Genomic DNA, 15,470 nt, shown 5'->3' with positions numbered 1-15,470 from the left:
CCCCCCCCCCCCCCCCCCCCCCCCCCCCCCCCCCCCCCCCCCCCCCCCCCCCCCCCCCCCCCCCCCCCCCCCCCCCCCCCCCCCCCCCGCGGCGGTGGAGACCCGGCCGACGTCGTCGGCTCCGTCGACGAGGCGCTCGCCCGGTGGGCGCCCGAGCAATTCTGCACCGGCGTGCTGTGTCGGCTCGACGCCGAGACCGGAGTGCTGCGCTGGGTCAATTGCGGTCACCCGCCACCGCTGCTGGTCCGTGCCGAGCGGGTGGTCGCCGGGGCGCTGGACAGTCCCCCACAGCCGCCGATCGGCCTGGCCGGTCCACTCGCCCCGGTAGCCCGGCAGGTCCACGAGACGACACTGGAACCGGGCGATTGCGTCCTGCTCTACACAGACGGTGTCGTAGAGGCGCGCGACGCGGACGGGGCGGAGTTCGGCCTCGCCCGGTTCACCGACTTCATCATCCGCTCCAACGCCGCCGGCGAGCGCCCGGCCGAGGTGCTGCGGCTGCTCATCCACGCCATCCTCGATTACCAGCGCAACCAACTGCGGGACGACGTGACCATCCTGCTCTTCGAATGGCGCCCGCAGCACTGGTGAATCGGTGGGTGCGCCCTGCTGCGCGTCTCCACCTCTGCCCGCTGTTCACGCCCGACGCAGTACGGAGCGGCCCGCGAAGCGAGCCGAGTCACCCAACTCCTCTTCGATCCTGATCAGTTGGTTGTACTTCGCCGTGCGGTCGGAGCGGGAGAGCGAGCCGGTCTTGATCTGACCGCAACCGGTCGCCACCGCCAGATCCGCGATGGTGGTGTCCTCCGTTTCGCCCGAACGGTGCGACATGACAGCCGTCCAGCCCGCCTGGTGGGCCGTGGCCACTGTGGCCAGCGCCTCGGTCAGAGTCCCGATCTGATTGACCTTGACCAGGACCGAGTTGCCGACGCCGGTGCGGATGCCCTCGCGCAGCAGCGTCTCGTTGGTGCAGAACACGTCGTCGCCGGTGAGCTGACAGCGGTCGCCGACGCGGGCGGTCAGCTCGCGCCAGCCGTCCAGGTCGTTCTCCGCCATCGGGTCCTCGATGGAGACGACCGGGTAGGCGTCGATGAGCTTGGCCAGGTAGTCGGCGTGCTCGGAGGGGGTACGGCGCACCCCCTCGCCCGCGTAGTCGTACATCCCGTCGCGGAAGAACTCCGACGACGCCGGGTCCATGACCAGGCCGATGTCAGTGCCGGGGCGGTAGCCAGTGCGCTGGATGGCGGTCATCACGAAGTCGAGCGCCTCCTCGGCGGTGCGCAGCGCGGGTGCGAAGCCACCCTCATCGCCGACGCCCGTGGAGTGCCCGGCAGCCAGCAGATCGCGGCGCAGGGTGTGGAAGACCTCGCTGCCCATGCGGACGGCTTCGGCGAAGGTGTCCGCGCCCACGGGCGCGATCATGAACTCCTGGAAATCCAGCGGATTGTCGGCGTGGGCACCGCCGTTGACGATGTTCATCATCGGCAGCGGCAGGAGGTAGGCGTCGGCACCGCCGAGGTAGCGGTAGAGGGGCCGGCGGTGGGCCGCCGCGGCGGCCTTGGCGGCGGCGAGGGAGACGCCGAGGATCGCGTTTGCGCCGAGCCGGGACTTCGTGATGGTGCCGTCGAGGGCGACCAGCGCGGCGTCGAGACCCGCCTGGTCCACCGCGTCCCGGCCGCGCACGGACGCCGCGATCTCCCCGTTGACGTGAGCCACCGCGCGGTCGACGCCCTTGCCGTGCCAGCGCGCGGAGTCTCCGTCGCGCAGTTCCACGGCTTCCCGGGCACCGGTGGAGGCGCCGGAAGGGACAGCCGCGCGCCCCAGGGACCCGTCGGCCAGGAGGACGTCGACCTCGACCGTGGGGTTGCCCCGGCTGTCGATGATCCGGCGGGCGGTGACGGTCTCGATGGTGGCGTCGACGGTTCCGACTGCCTTTGCGGACATGGGAGGTCCTTCCCGTTGTCGTGTGCCGTGGCTCCGGCTGCGACAACGCTGGCGCTGGGCCGGACAACGCCAAACCATACAGCAATGCTGCTCAGTTTAGCTGCGCAGATTTGCTGTACAGCATTGCTGTGCAGGTCAGGTGCACAGCTTTGCTGACCAACGGGGTAAAGTGCCCTATGCCCACCTCGGAAGCCGCCGCCATCGCCGCCGAACTGCGCACCGCGATGGGCAAGCTCACCCGACGCGTCAACCACGAGGACCGCATCCCGCTGGGCCAGGTGGCCGTGCTTGGTGCACTCGACCGCGACGGCGCCATGACCACCAGCGATCTCGCCGCCGATCAGCGCGTACGCCCCCAGTCGATGGCCCGGGCGGTGGGACTGCTCATGGAACAGAAACTGATCACGCGCCGGGCGCATCCCACGGACGGCCGGAAGTCGCTGGTCGAGCTGTCGGACGCGGGCCGGGCCGTGCTCGAAGCGGAGCGCGGCCGCAGGGTCGGTTGGCTCGCGCAGGCCATCGAGGCCGAACTCACGGATGAGGAGCGGGAGCTGCTGGCCCGCAGTGCCGCCCTGCTGGAGCGGCTCGCCACACGCTAGTTCGCCGAGGGCCCACCTGCATGCGGCCGGGGCCCGCCAAAAGGGGGCCCCGGCCGGCGAACCCGACGCAGGCATGTTCGTCCGGTCCGCCCGGTGATCCAGGCGAACCGCCTAGAACCGGTCCATCAGCCAGGTGCACAGCTCCTCGGTCGGAAGGGTGTGCGGGGTTGTCGTGGACGAGCAGCGGAACTCGTCCACGCCGCTCTGGGAGGGGTCCAGGCCGTCGACCCTCGCGTACAGGTCCTCCTGCCGCCCGAAGTCCAGGATGTCGACCGCGCTGACCGACGGGACGAAGCACACGTGCGGATGCCGCAGGTCCGCCTCGCCGCCGGCCTCGATCATCGAGTCGGCGAGGATCTGGTACGTCGCGAGCGTGCCGCCCGGTGCGCCGTCCAGCTCCGGGAAGCCGCTGGTCGTGATGGTCCGCTCGGTCGGCGGGAACTTCCGGTTCAGGTAGGCGACCGTCACGTCGTCGCCCTGCGCCTGGGCGTAGAAGGTGGTGCCGGGGTAGCGGACGTCGAGCCGCAGCGTGACCTCGCCGGGCTCGACGTCGGGCAGCCCGATGCCGTCGCCGCGGCCGTTGGCGACGGCCAGCTTGCGCGGGATCCGCGGCCACTGGCCGACCCGGTCCAACTCGTTGAGCAGCGCCGTGCGCTCAGGGGCCACCCCGATCTTCTGGGTGGTCTTGTCGTAGTGCTGCCACAGCATCTGCCGCGCGGCCGGGCTGTTCATCTGCTGCTCGAACGGATGGGGCTTGAGGTTCAGGCCGTACGGCAGCAGGTACGCGAACGCCTGGACGCCGACGGGGATGGAGGCACCGCGGTGCGGGGTGTCGAACGAGAAGTACACGCCTGTCTGGTGCTCGTCCTCGTGGAAGTCGGTCTCCATCCTGGCGAGGGTGTAGCGCGCGATGAGGCCGCCCATGCTGAAGCCGCCGACGATCAGCCGCTCGTTGCCCGTGCGACGGGCGATGGCCTCACGGATGGCCCCCTCGACCGCGTTCGAGTTGGTCAGGATGGAGTCGGTGCGGTTGTCGAAGCCGAGCAGGATCACGTCCTTGTGACGCCGGCGAAGTTCGCTGATGAGGGGGTAGTCCTCGCCCTCGAGGAACTCGTAGAGCTCCTTGAGCTTGCTCTTGCCGTGGTTGAAACCGTCGGCGATGATCACCGGCCGGGTGAGGGTGGTGTTGCCCTCGCCGTAGAAAACCCAGGTGAATCCCTTGTCGACGGTCCACTCCTCGTCGAAGTCCGGTACCTCGACCGGATGAGAGGGGGAGTCGAGCGGGTCGCCGATGGTGAACGGCGTGACGGGGGGCTCGGTCTTTTCGGACACAGTCGCACTCCTCGTGGGTGGGGGAGAGGGGGACGACAACATCATGTGGCATATTCCGGGCAAATCGCCTGTCGGAAATTCCGCGGAAGCCATGCACCCCTTGTCGGCCCGCGTGTGTCGTACAGCGCGTCAGGACCTTTGGGGGGATCTGGGGGATCGCGGGGCTGAGAACATCCCCACACGGCAGCAGCACATGCGCGTACGGCCGTGCCTCGCCCGTGCGGACCACCAGCCGCGCGCCCGGCGACAGGTCCCTCAGTTCCTCGTGCGAGACGTACGCCAGTCGGGTGAAGTGCCGCTCCAGCGGCCCTGCTGCCTGAGGCCCGCCGCCCCGCATCGACGTCCGGTCCGGGAGCAACGGCTCGATGCCCGGAAAGGAACCCCCACTGGTCGGGCACACTGTGGCTTGCTGAAACAAGCCATGTGTGAGGTGAGGAACCCGCGTATCGATGTGGGGAATCCCTGCCGAACTTTCATTCGAGCATTCCGCCACTCGGGGAACCTCATGTCATCGGATCTTCGGGAGACTCGGAGCGCGACGAATGTGACGGCATCACCTCTGCTCCGCGTCAGGATCGACCATCACCCACGGCAGGTCCTCGAACTGCGCGACGATCCGGCTCCAGCCACCGCTTCGCGCACCGCCGGTGGGAGCGGCATCGTCCAGCCAGATCTCCGTGCCCGGCGGAAGGTCCTCCGGTCCGCGCTCGGTGCCGATGACGAGGGTGAACTCGGGGTCATCAGGACTGCTCCGGCTGTAGTACGTGTCTCCGTCGCGCCACGCTTCCAGGGCGAAGTCCGCAAGGATCGCCCGCCCATGGCGGCCATCGGGAAAGTGCAGAAGCAGAGTGTCGCCTCGCACGGGCACGTCGGTGTCAGCGACATGGGCGGCCAACGCCTTGATGGGGACGGCAGGCTCGACCTGGAGACCGAAGCCGGTGCGGTGCGAGCCGCTCACGGTCACGATGTGGTACGGCACGCCATATCTTCCCACCCTCGTGGTGTTTTCCCACAAGCAGGGCGCCGGTGGGGGTCGGTGGGCAGAACACCGCGTCGCCTCAGACGTCGGAGTCCTGCAGCAGTTCCGCCACCGTGAACCGGGTGACGAACGACTGCCACGCCCCGTCGATGACGAGCAGGAACCCGTCACTCTGGCGCAGGAGCCGACGGCGCTTGGGGCTTCTTGGGTGCTCGGGTGAGTAGCTCCGCGCCCGCCGTTCCAGCTCTGCGAGCGCCTCCTCGCGCGGTCCGGTGATGTGAGCCACCACGTGTGCCTCAGTGTGCTTGCGTTCCCCGGCACCCATGGTCGTCTCGATGACAAGCCCCCACGTCGTCACGTTCCTCGCCCCTTCACCTCTCGTATCTCGCCATACCTTAGGAGAAATGGCGTAACCGGCGGAGCTGCATGCCGTCGCTGTGTGGGCAGACCTGTCGGACGCGACCTAGGCGCCCGCCGAACGGCGACTGAGGATGGGCTCGGCCAGGAGCCTCGCCATTCCGCACAGGGTCTGGCCGTGCTGGGCGAAAAGTTCGTCACGCGAGTCGAAGTGGCCGAGGTCCGCCAGGATGTAGGCCGACAGATCGCAGGCGGGGCCGGCGGCCGGGCAGACGGTCGCGCCGTCCCAGTCGATCGCTGTCCTGGACAACGCCTCGAAGAGGGTCTCCGTGCCGGCGTTGGTGAAGCCCTCGGTGCTGCCTTCGCTCAGCTCGTTGAGGCCGCCGAAGAGTTCCGAGACTGTCAACCAGGGCGCGGTGAGGTGTTCCTTCGGTGACAGTCCGTCAAGGTGGAACTCCGGCCATGCGAGCACAACTTGGTGCGGGACGAACCGATGGAACTGCAGGAAGCGCGGATACCAGAACCTCCCGTCCACCAGCAGGCCACGCACCCGCGTGGCCACCCCGGACGCCCGTGCCACGGACTCCAGTACCGCCAGCCGCTGGCTGCACGAGCCACGGCCGCGGCGAAGCACCTCGGACACGGGCCGCTCGTCCTGAACCGAGTACACCGGCTGCACAACTTCGGCGATGCATCGGTGGGCCTGACGCAGCACTGCTATCCGGTGGTCGGGACCTGAGTTGTCCCTCGACTGCGCAGGGATGTCGCTGCAACCCCCTATGTGATCGAGCAATCCAGAATTCGCCCGTCGCTGGTGCCGATGAGCATCCGACCAGGTTCGGCGAGGGCCAGTGCTGTTGGCACGGCGCGCACCGCGGCTACGGTGAGGTGCCGACGCCAACGCACCGTGCCGTCATGCAGATTCAGCCCGACGATCTCGCCATCGTCGTAGGTGACATAGACGGTCTCCGCGTCGCAATCAAGGCTGGTGGCCTTCCGGTTCGTGCGGAAGACCCAGGCCGGCTGGCCATTCGTCGGCCGGCGTCGTACGACGAATGAGCCGTCGGGCTGCAACCCGTGGCCGTGGTGGACGGTGCCGGCATGGACGAGGGCACCATCTGCGGTCTCTGCTCCAGGACCGGCGAAGTGTGTCTCACCTGGTATCCAGGAGTAGGGGAACAGCCGTCTGACGTCTGCCTCTGTCGGCTCGCGCGGGCGTTCGGCAACCGGCATCGCCTTCAGGGCGGCTGCGACGAGCCATGTTTCTCTCGCTTCGGGGTTCCGCTCGCCCTCCGCGTGCACGGTCTCGCGGGAGTAGATCCGGCTGCCGCGCCGGATGCGGAGCCTGCTCCGCTCTCCGGCTGATCCTGCGGGTGCGAGGGCTGGCATGCCGTCAGCACTGCGCACCAGAGACATCGGGGCACAGGGAGTGAGGTGGTCGAGCTGTGCCCCGGCCTCCAGCGAGAGGCGGACCACGGCCTGAGGTGGCTTCCCCCACTCGGGCCGCATCAGACCGACCCAGGCCGATTGCTCATCTGCCGCGATGACAAGGTCCCGGCCGCCCTCGTCGTCCAGAACAGCCCACTGCCGCTGTCCCGACGGCAGCCAGGACTCCAGTTGGATCCCGTCAAGCGTTGCCAGGATCCTGCCGTCGGACAGCTCCTCGACTGCGCGGACGTTGCACCGCGGATCCCAGTCCGCGCTGAGGGAGGAGACCGTCCGACGAGCGTCATCCCGGCCGTCGGGGCGCGGAGCCGTCACTCGTGGTCCGGCCAGGTCGTACGAGGTGATCGAACTGGCTGATACGGCCCTCCAGTCGGGCCGACTCACCACCGCGACGTGCCCCTCGCCCCATGCGTCTTTGTCCTGCCAGTCGTCAGGCGGTGCCATCAGCACACGCAGGTCCTGTTCGTTGAGCCATTCCAGGCCCAGGACCTGGCGGCCGAGCTCGTGCTCGATGAGCGACGTGGGCCTGCCCGACTCCAAATCCAGCAGGAGCAGTTCCCCTTCGAAGAAGTAGCCGCCGTCGTAGCTGCCCGTGCCGACAGCCAGGAGGGGCAGCACGGGGTGGAAGGCCATTGCGTGCACGGGGTACCGCGCACGGAGAAGCGCTCGGCAGGCCAGATCGTCCGTGCCGTAGACGCCAACCGGTGCATTGCTGCCGAACTCCTGCATGCCCGCCAGCGCCGTGTGTGTGCCCGCCACTGCCAGCAGGCGGCGCCGCTCGTCGTCGACCGCGAGAGTGGGTTCACCAACCTCGGCGAAGGGACGGTCACCGAGGATTCGGTCGATGCGGAACGGGATGGTCATGGCAATGATCTTCGCAAGGGGCGAAGGCTGCGGGAAAGCACGAACCTCAAGAAGCCGTAGAGAAGACCCCGTACCCCCGTCGAGGTCGCATCGGTGCGTTGTGGCTCTCAGGGAACAACTAGATCGCCCGCGACTCACAAAGGAGAAGGGCTGACACTCAGCACCTCTCCGGCCAGCGCGCCGCCGCCGGTGGCGATGCCTCCGACGGGTTCGGGTGCCGGGAAAGGCGGCTTGTCCTGGTGGCAGGTCGTTCCGACGGGCGGGAGGGTGCCGTCGACGAAATAGCGGCTCTCGTACGCCTGCACACAACTGCTGGGATTTATCAGCGCGGTGTGACCGTACCCCTCGTGGGTGAGCAGGCGGGCGTCGGCCAGTTCTCTGGCCATCGCCTGCGCGTCCGCGTAGGGAGTGGCCGGGTCGTAGGTGGTGCCGATCACCAGGACGGGGTGTGCCGTCGGCCTGTTCCACGGGCCGCGGTAACGGTCGGCCGCCACGGCGGGCCAGGAGATGCATGCCGCGGCGGCCCACGTCCAGTACCGTCCGGCGTCGCCCGCGCGGGCGGCGGCTGCTTCCTCCAGGGCGGGATAGACGGCCGGGTCATGAGGGTTGGGACTGTCGCCGCAGAACACCGCGCTCGCCTGTTCATCGCCCAGGTACGGATTCGGATGCGGGACCGGCGGTGCAGGCGGGAGCGGGGCCGCCCGGGGCACCTGGCCCTGCCAGAGCTTCTGGAGCCTTTCGGCGAGGTTCGTCCATCCGGGGCGGACGAAGTAGAGGCTGCTCACCACGTCGGCGACCGTACGGCCGTAGGTCCACTCGCCAACCGGGTGGGCCCGTAACCGCTGCATCAGCTGGTCGAACTTGCCCCGGGTCGCCTGTGCGCCGCCGGCGGAGAAAGGGCAGCCGGCGGTGGCCGTGGAGCCGCACAGGGACAGGAACCGGTCCAGGACCGCTGCCGCCGCGCGGTCCGTGCCCATGCGCAGGAACGTCGTGGATCGGGGAGCCGCGTCGGACGCGTGATTCGTCCAGGCCTGCGGGTCGATGTTGCTGTCCAGCGCCATGGCGCGGACCTTGTCGGGGAAGAGGTTGGCGTAGGTGGCGCCCAGGAACGTGCCGTAGGAGGTTCCAAGGTAGGTGAGTTGCGGTTCGCCCACCGCACGGCGGAGCTGGTCGAGGTCGCGAGCGGTCTCGGCGGTCGACACATGGCGCAGCAGCTCGGGGTCACGCCGTTCGCAGCGCTTGGCCAGATCCCGGTACGCGGCGATCAGGGACGCCCGCTGCTGTGCGCCGACCGGGACACCGACCGGTCTGCCCGCGTCCCATGCGGCGGCTTCTTGCGGATTCGCGAAGCAGTTCACCGCGGTGCTGTTGCCGACTCCGCGCGGATCCCAGCTCACGATGTCAAAACGCTCCCGTACCTCGCGCGGGAAGGACGCGTAGTTCTGCGGCATCTGCACGGTGCCGGGTCCGCCGGGTCCGCCGGGGTTGAAGAACAGGGTGCCGATGCGCCGTCCGGGGTCCGTCGCCTTCCGCTTGATCACCGCCAGCTCGATGTGGCGACCAGCGGGTTTCCTGTAGTCCAGCGGCACCACGGCAGTGGCGCAGTCGAACGGACTGCCTCGGACGCAGGCTCTCCAGTCCAGCTTCGGGGCGGACACCGAAGGCGCCGGCGCGCTGCCGGCCGCGTTCAGGTGCGGCCCGGCCAGTACCGTCGAGCAGGTCAGCACCGCGGCGAGGGCCGCGGCACAACGCCTGCGGTCGAGTATGGGGCCAACTATGAGCATGCATCCCAAACCACCGTGATGCGCCAGGGTGCGCGAGCCGGCCGCGTCCGAATGGCGTAGCCACAGGCTCCCCGGTCAGTCCCCGTGGCGCACGGCGTGGATCATGACGAACGCCTGGGCGCGGATGCCGAAGAGGAAGCCGGGGTCACCAGCGGGACATCAACCAGTGGCTGTGACCAGTACTGCCTGACGGGGTTCTAAACGACGCAGAATTCGTTGCCCTCGGGGTCCTGCAGAAGGACGGCGTAGTGCTCCATGCTCGGCTCGTCCGTGATCCGCAGGACGGTGGCACCGGCTCCGATGAGCCGCTCCACCATGGCTGTGACCCGCTGAGTGCGGTCCGTCAACGGGACCTCGCGCCCTCCGCCCACCTTCAAGTCGAGGTGCATCCGGTTCTTGGTGACCTTCGGCTCGGGGACCTGCTGAAACCACACCCGCGGCCCCTGTCCCGCTGGATCGATGATCGATTCCGCCGTCTCCCCGGCTCCGGCGGGCAGCTCCTCCTCGGGCACCCCCATGCCCGCCCAGTACTCCCGCCATGTGGAGTGCCCACCTGGCGGAGGCTCTGGCACGTATCCCAGAGCCTCGGCCCAGAAGCTCACCAGCCTCTGCGGGTCAGCACAGTCGATCACCAGCTGCAGCGTCATCTCCATACCCGGAGAATGCCAGGCGGGTCTGACAACGTCGGCCACGGCTGCCCAGACCTCCCCGTGCGAGCTGCACAGCTAAGTCCTCTCACCCGGCGTCCTCAGCCTGTCCGAGCCCGGATTCACCCCCGTCGAATTGGCACCGCTGCTGGCGGACACCGATTCCACTTCGCCTACGTCCTGCGGCGTGAGGTCGAGGTCGGAGATCTCGTCGTCGCTGGGTCCCTCTGCCTCTCTTCGGGCCTTGCGCCGGTCATTGAGAAGCGAAAAGGCAACAGCGGCGAAATAGAGCACCCAGATCGGCGAGGCCAGCGCCAGCATGGTCAGCGGGTCCGTGCTCGGCGTCGCCACGGCTGAAAAGACCGTGATCCCCACGATCATGCCGCGCCACCAGCCGAGCATCCGTCGGCCGCGCAGCACACCAGTGAGGTTCAGCATCACCAGCAGCAGCGGCATCTCGAAGGAGAGGCCAAAGACGACCACCATGCGGGTGACGAGGTCGAGCAGATCGTCCAGCGGCAGCAGATTCTCCACCTTGTGCGGGGTGAAGCCGATCAACACCTTTGCGGTCGTGGGCAGCACCTTGTAGGCCATGAAGGCGCCGCCGAAGAACAGGGGAACGCCCGCGCCGACGAACGCGTAGGCGTATTTCCTCTCGTGTTTATGCAGGCCGGGGGCGACAAACGCCCACAGTTGGTACAGCCATACCGGCGAGGCCAGCACGAAGCCGGCCATCAGGGACACCTTGAGCGCCAGGGTGAAGGGCGCGAGCAGACCGTTGATCGTGATCCGTGCGCAGGCGGTGTCCGCGGGTTGCTTGGCCAGATCGGCGAAGGACGTTGGGCAGCCGACCGAGTCCAGCACCGGCCTGGTGACGAAGTTTACGATGCCCTTGTAGGCGAAGGCCGCGGCGATCGTGATGACCAGGATGGCAAGGACGGCCTTGGCGAGCCGGTTGCGGAGCTCACGAAGGTGCTGCGCGAGCGGCATCCGCCCCTCGGAATCCTTCTGCTTGTTGCGGGCTGACTGGGGCACGCCGCATCCTCATCTCGTGCGGCAGACCGGAGACTACCGGCCTTGCATTAGTACGTGATCGTCTCCGTCACCCGGTGGGGCGCGAGCTCGCTACGACGACGGTTGCGGTCGGTGGCGTGCCCAGGAGGCAGTTGGTCCAGGTCGGCACCACTTACCGCGAGCTGATCGCGGGGATGAGCCAGGGCGCGCAGGACCGGGCTCAGTCCGAGTGGCCGGTCGTACTGTCCGTGGGCTCGGTGCGGGCGGTGGCGGTGTCTCCGGGAGTGCCCGGGATCGTCCGCGGTCCCGGTGCAGGTTCGGACTCGGGGCGCGGCTCGTTCGCGGCGCCGTCGTCCTTCATGGCCTTGGTCTCACTCTTGAGGATCCGCATGGACTTGCCCAGCGCCCGGGCCGTGTCGGGTAGTTTCTTCGAGCCGAAGAGCAAAGCCACCACGGCGACCAGGATCAGCAAGTGCCAGGGCTCCAGGGCGTTGCGGAACATCGTCACACCGCCCCTTCGAACGTGTCGGTCTTCATACCTGCCCCGGCGATCCGTGCCGTTTGTTCCTGGGCGGCAATGGTGGGACGCTGCTGGACGCGGTCGATGTGTTTCACCGGTGTCCACCGCTCGCGCCATCGGGAGATTCCTACGGCGTCGTCCAGCCGGGCCTCGCAAGTGAATTCGCCGCCCGTCGGCGCGGCGACCGCGGAGTGCTCGACCAGCAACGGGCTTATAGCGAAGCACAGTTGACAGCCTGTCTCCTTCTTGGCCGCTCGCGCCGGCTGCCCGGCCCGCGGAGCGTGCGAGGGCGTTTGGGCCGGTTGGAGGCTCGGCCGCTGCCTCGGGCAGCAACCACGTTCGGGCACCTGGAACAGCAGACGGGTCATCGTGTTCGGCCACGGTGCGTTCATCGGCTTTCCCTGCTGTGACCGTTCCTGTCGCCGACCGGCGCGATGTGCACGCGTGCCTGTCGGGCATGGGAAGCGACGCGAGTGGAGTGGGTCGACGGCTGCGGGAGCATCCCGGGTGTCGATGTCGTTGCGGTTCATGTCTCCTTCTTCCTGTCGGATCAGGGTCGATTCAGGTCCCGGGGCGCCCGGCGGTCGTCCAGGCGGCGTACTCCTGGCGGACATAGAGGCGGCGGCTGGGGGCGAGCGCGATGGCGTCGGGATGGTGCGGGCCGGCCACCAGTTCGGGATGGCTGCGGTCGAGCAGGGCGAGTTGTTCGGCGGTTGCTGCGGCGGCTGCGATCGGGCCGGGGCCGGGGTCGTCCAGGGCCATCCGGTCCATGAGGGCGGCCTGGCGTAGCCGCCAGGTGCGCTCGGCGACTGTCAAATCGACCGGGGGTCCGGTGACGTGCCTGGCCTGGCGGCCGTCGCGTTCGGCCCCGAGAGCGAGCACTTGGTGTATTTCGCGGCGCAGGTCTGGCGCATTCGCGTACGCCTCGTGCGGGGGCGGAGCGCTGATGCCCTCGCCGCTGTTCGGGGCACGGCTGGTGGGGTGCGAAGGCCCACTCGGCGGGTCGTCGCGGGACCAGGCGCCGCAGCTGCCCCCGGTGACCCGTCGCTGTGCGGCGGTGCCGGCCCCGGCAGCGGGTCGCAGTCCGTGCGGAACGTCCGGCCCGGTCATGGCGAGCACCTCAGGCAGGCGCGGACCTTGCGGCCGCTGCGTGTTTGGTGGACCTCGGTCGACTGGGCGAGGTGCTGGACGATACTGGTGCCGCGGCCGTGTTCGTCGGGGGCGGTGTCGGGGCGATGGTGTTCCACGGTCGTACCGGAGTCAGTGACCACGATGTGCAGAGTGCCGTCGTCGAGGACGAGCAGCAGGGTCATGCGCTCGTGGCCGTACTGCGCGGCGTTGGCGGCGAGTTCGTCGACGATGAGGACGGCGGAGTCCCGCTCGATCGCGGGCACACTCCAGGTCTCCAGCAGATCTGCCGCGAAGTGACGAGCGGCGGAGACGTACGCCTCCTGCGCGGGCAAGGTGAGCAGTGCCCGGTGGCGGCTGTGTCGACCGAGCAGTGAACTCGGGCTGGGGGAATCGGTCACAAACATGGTCTTATGGCTCTTCTGTGGATGTGTGGAGGCCGGATCGGGGGCCAACCACTTCGGGGCGGTCGGTAGGCGGATCCTGTATGGCCGCGTTCACTGAGTTCCACGGACGACGCATGCCGAACGGTTCGAGTTGTTCGCACCTTTTGTTCGACTTCTTGCGAGTCATGTCGATGCCAGTGGCTTGGCCGGACTCACTCGCCCCTGTCAAAGCTCGACGCCGTACTCGGTCGGACCAGGCACCGGCGGCTCGGTCTCCTCGCGCGCGCTCTTCCGCTTCTCCGGGCCGCACAATCTTCGGAGGAAGACGAGAGTTGAGGTCGACGGACGTTCGGTGAGCCGCATACTGCTGCTCGCGCGGGGGAGGGGGAACACCTCGGCCGGGCCGTCGCAAAGACCAGGGTGGCGCCACCGGCCACCCGGGCAGGGAGTGAGTGCCCCGTCGGCGCACTCACGGGTCAAGTCGGCTGAGGACCCGCCCGATTGGCCGGAGCCGGGAGTGAGGGTGACCAGGGCCCGGAAACCGTCGGCGCGCTGTGAGAACGATCAGGGCGCCGGCTTCGGCCTCCTCCCGGTGGAGGTTGAGGCCCACGCCGCCGGCCCCCGCAGAGCCGTGGTCGCCGCCGCGGTCATCCGCCCGGTGCCCTCTCGGACAACCTCGCCGATCCCGGAGCCGTGGGGCGTGGTGGCATCGGGCGACGACGGTGATCACGTGCGTGGGTGATCACGTGCGTGCCTGTGCAGCCGATGTCACGCATACAGGTCTTCTCGATGGCGATGTCTTCTCGGCCTCGTGTGCCGCCGTGCGCCCACACCCGACAGCTGTGATCGCGTCACTGGGGGCGAGGGCGCCCCAGTGACGCGATCGTCCTGGCCTCGTGTCACGCCCGGACTGTGACCAGCTTCTGACCGTTGTCCGCGTGGATCTCGAAGTGCTCGATCTCTCCTGGAGGCATGGCAACCGCTCCTTGGATCGTGGTGCCGGGAGGGTACTTGCCTGCCCGCCAGCTGGCGACGTCCGTCCTGGCTCCGCTGGGCCCGACCGCCTGAAGCCGGCAGGTGATTCCGGCGGGTGCCCCCCTGGCGGAGACCTGCACGACACTGCCCCAGGCAGAGGGCGAGACCTTCACCAAGGCGGAGACGCCGGTGGCGGGATCGCTTCCGGAGAAGGTGCGCCAGGCAGTGGGCGCGGTCGGCCCAGGCGGCGTCGCCTGACTGCCCACGGATCCGACAGCCGCCAGCCACGTGCCGCCGGCCGTTGCCGCGATGAACGTCAGCGAGGCGGCAGCGCCGGCCAATTGCAGACGCCAGGTCCTGCGGCGCCGGGACGCGGCCTGCTGGAGCAGTCTCTCCAGCAGACTCTCCTCTGGCACCTGCGACACCGCGGGCATGGCGGGCCGTTCGGGCAGGGAGCCGTGCGTGCCTTCGGCTGCTCGTGCCACCAGCCGGTCGGCCAGGTCCTCGTCGGCCGTCGGCACCGTACGACCTGAGGCTTCGGCTTCGGTCACCGTCGCCAGCAGCGCAGGCACTCCCATGAGCTGGGTGTGTTCGGCCTGGCATTCGGTGCACTCCGTGAGGTGGACGCGCACCCGTTCCATTTCCGCCGAGGGCAGCGTGTTCAGGACGTATCCTCCCAGCGCCAACCGGAGGGCGTCGTGCTCTGCACTCATGGTCGCCACCTCCTGCCCGCCACGGTCACGGCTCGATCCCCCGTTCCTGCAGCGCCAGCCGAAGGGCGTGCAGAGCGTAGTACGTGCGCGACTTCACGGTGCCCAGCGGGATGCCCAGCACCTGCGCGGCCTCCACCATGGTCCGGCCCCGGTAGTAGGTCTCCAGCAGGACGGCGCGGTGATCCGGGGAAAGCGAGCGCACCGCGTCGGCAACCGCCCAGCTCTCCAGCGCCCGCTCGATCTCGTCCTCGCCGGGCTTCTGCTCGGCGGCTCGTTCCAGCGCCTCGCCGCCGGTCTCGGGCGGCCTGGCCTGCCGGGCCCGGTGGGCATCGATGACCAGGCGCCGGGCGACCGTGCACAGCCATGCCCGGGCCGGGCCGCGTGCGGGGTCGAACGCCGCGGGATGCTGCCACGCTCGCAGCATCGTCTCCTGCACCACATCCTCCGCCCATTGCCGGTCTCCTGAGGTCAGGCGCAGCACGTAGTGGAACAGGGGTCCTGCGTGCTCCGCGTACAGAGTGCGCAGCAGTTCCTCGTCTGCGGTCGAAAGGGTCCCTTTACCAGAGACACGGTGCGCGGAGCGATCCGGATCGGTCCTTGGACCACGTTTTCGGGAACTCCAGGGCATAAGACGATCATCGCGCACATGTTCCGCTTTGTCCTGTAACTCACGGTATGGCATCGGTCGCGCTCTGCGGGCATCACGGGCGATACGTACCTGCCGGGCTTTGCGGCGCCAGCAGGACCAAGCGCGCGCGGCCCGCAGGGGAGGTCGGCTGATC

The 15,470-nt window shown here is 68.8% G+C and carries 15 protein-coding genes and 3 pseudogenes; 2 read left to right on the top strand and 16 right to left on the bottom strand.

Translation table 11 applies throughout. The features are described 5' to 3' along the window. Positions 1 to 87 precede the first annotated feature (87 nt). A pseudogene (locus tag AC07DS_RS43225) lies at positions 88 to 591 on the top strand (PP2C family protein-serine/threonine phosphatase); the annotation flags it as partial. A 45-nt stretch (positions 592 to 636) separates the two neighbouring features. Here the strand turns inward: AC07DS_RS43225 and eno are convergent. Next, the gene (gene eno, locus AC07DS_RS43220) at positions 637 to 1,944 is read right to left on the bottom strand and encodes a phosphopyruvate hydratase (protein WP_479154217.1); all 1,308 of its coding nucleotides are present in this window, start codon (positions 1,942 to 1,944) and stop codon (positions 637 to 639) included. 176 nt (positions 1,945 to 2,120) lie between these two features. Here eno and AC07DS_RS43215 point away from each other — a divergent pair, with 176 nt between their 5' ends. Further along, positions 2,121 to 2,543 carry a MarR family winged helix-turn-helix transcriptional regulator gene (locus AC07DS_RS43215; protein WP_145883895.1) on the top strand — a complete coding sequence of 141 codons (423 nt, stop codon included), beginning with the start codon at positions 2,121 to 2,123 and terminating at the stop codon, positions 2,541 to 2,543. Positions 2,544 to 2,654: 111 nt separating this feature from the next. Here AC07DS_RS43215 and AC07DS_RS43210 read toward each other — a convergent pair whose 3' ends face one another. The 15 genes and pseudogenes from AC07DS_RS43210 to AC07DS_RS43140 all read right to left on the bottom strand — a co-directional run bounded on the left by AC07DS_RS43210 (position 2,655) and on the right by AC07DS_RS43140 (position 15,316). Continuing rightward, entirely contained in the window at positions 2,655 to 3,875 is a 1,221-nt protein-coding gene (locus AC07DS_RS43210) for an esterase/lipase family protein (RefSeq protein WP_479154216.1), read from the bottom strand. Between the two features lie 175 nt (positions 3,876 to 4,050). Further along, positions 4,051 to 4,179, bottom strand: a pseudogene (locus tag AC07DS_RS43205) (RbsD/FucU domain-containing protein); the annotation flags it as partial. Positions 4,180 to 4,428: 249 nt separating this feature from the next. Further along, entirely contained in the window at positions 4,429 to 4,854 is a 426-nt protein-coding gene (locus AC07DS_RS43200) for a hypothetical protein (protein WP_479154215.1), read from the bottom strand. An 88-nt stretch (positions 4,855 to 4,942) separates the two neighbouring features. Beyond that, a pseudogene (locus AC07DS_RS43195) lies at positions 4,943 to 5,179 on the bottom strand (hypothetical protein); the annotation flags it as partial. 138 nt (positions 5,180 to 5,317) lie between these two features. Then, positions 5,318 to 5,854 carry a transglutaminase domain-containing protein gene (locus AC07DS_RS43190; protein ID WP_479154214.1) on the bottom strand — a complete coding sequence of 179 codons (537 nt, stop codon included), beginning with the start codon at positions 5,852 to 5,854 and terminating at the stop codon, positions 5,318 to 5,320. Positions 5,855 to 5,988: 134 nt separating this feature from the next. After that, positions 5,989 to 7,659 carry a PQQ-binding-like beta-propeller repeat protein gene (locus tag AC07DS_RS43185; protein WP_479154213.1) on the bottom strand — a complete coding sequence of 557 codons (1,671 nt, stop codon included), beginning with the start codon at positions 7,657 to 7,659 and terminating at the stop codon, positions 5,989 to 5,991. Next, entirely contained in the window at positions 7,656 to 9,305 is a 1,650-nt protein-coding gene (locus AC07DS_RS43180) for an alpha/beta hydrolase (RefSeq protein ID WP_479154212.1), read from the bottom strand. The genes AC07DS_RS43185 and AC07DS_RS43180 overlap by 4 nt, the downstream gene beginning before the upstream one ends. A 197-nt stretch (positions 9,306 to 9,502) precedes the next feature. Further along, complete coding sequence (locus AC07DS_RS43175; RefSeq protein ID WP_479154211.1) at positions 9,503 to 9,958, bottom strand: VOC family protein; 456 nt, start codon at positions 9,956 to 9,958, stop codon at positions 9,503 to 9,505. A 72-nt stretch (positions 9,959 to 10,030) separates the two neighbouring features. Next, the gene (gene tatC / locus AC07DS_RS43170) at positions 10,031 to 10,987 is read right to left on the bottom strand and encodes a twin-arginine translocase subunit TatC (RefSeq protein ID WP_479154210.1); all 957 of its coding nucleotides are present in this window, start codon (positions 10,985 to 10,987) and stop codon (positions 10,031 to 10,033) included. Positions 10,988 to 11,186: 199 nt separating this feature from the next. Continuing rightward, positions 11,187 to 11,468, bottom strand: coding sequence for a Sec-independent protein translocase subunit TatA (tatA, locus tag AC07DS_RS43165; RefSeq protein WP_479154209.1), 282 nt, complete (start codon positions 11,466 to 11,468; stop codon positions 11,187 to 11,189). A 2-nt stretch (positions 11,469 to 11,470) separates the two neighbouring features. Further along, positions 11,471 to 11,878: a hypothetical protein gene (locus AC07DS_RS43160; RefSeq protein WP_479154208.1), complete on the bottom strand. Its 408-nt coding sequence runs from the start codon at positions 11,876 to 11,878 to the stop codon at positions 11,471 to 11,473. Positions 11,879 to 12,047: 169 nt separating this feature from the next. Beyond that, positions 12,048 to 12,596, bottom strand: coding sequence for a hypothetical protein (locus AC07DS_RS43155; RefSeq protein ID WP_479154207.1), 549 nt, complete (start codon positions 12,594 to 12,596; stop codon positions 12,048 to 12,050). Continuing rightward, on the bottom strand, positions 12,593 to 13,015 hold the full coding sequence (locus AC07DS_RS43150; protein ID WP_479154206.1) for an ATP-binding protein: 423 nt from the start codon (positions 13,013 to 13,015) through the stop codon (positions 12,593 to 12,595). Before AC07DS_RS43150 ends, AC07DS_RS43155 begins: the two co-directional genes overlap by 4 nt. Before the next feature lie 884 nt (positions 13,016 to 13,899). Then, positions 13,900 to 14,688 (bottom strand): zf-HC2 domain-containing protein, encoded by a 789-nt coding sequence (locus AC07DS_RS43145; RefSeq protein ID WP_479154205.1) that lies wholly within the window; start codon positions 14,686 to 14,688, stop codon positions 13,900 to 13,902. Between the two features lie 25 nt (positions 14,689 to 14,713). Continuing rightward, positions 14,714 to 15,316, bottom strand: coding sequence for a sigma-70 family RNA polymerase sigma factor (locus AC07DS_RS43140; protein ID WP_479154204.1), 603 nt, complete (start codon positions 15,314 to 15,316; stop codon positions 14,714 to 14,716). Between the last annotated feature and the right edge of the window lie 154 nt (positions 15,317 to 15,470).

This window comes from Streptomyces sp. NPDC044064 (assembly GCF_056434245.1).
The sequence above is the reverse complement of the archived record's forward strand: the minus strand, read 5'-3'. Positions and strand labels throughout refer to the sequence as shown.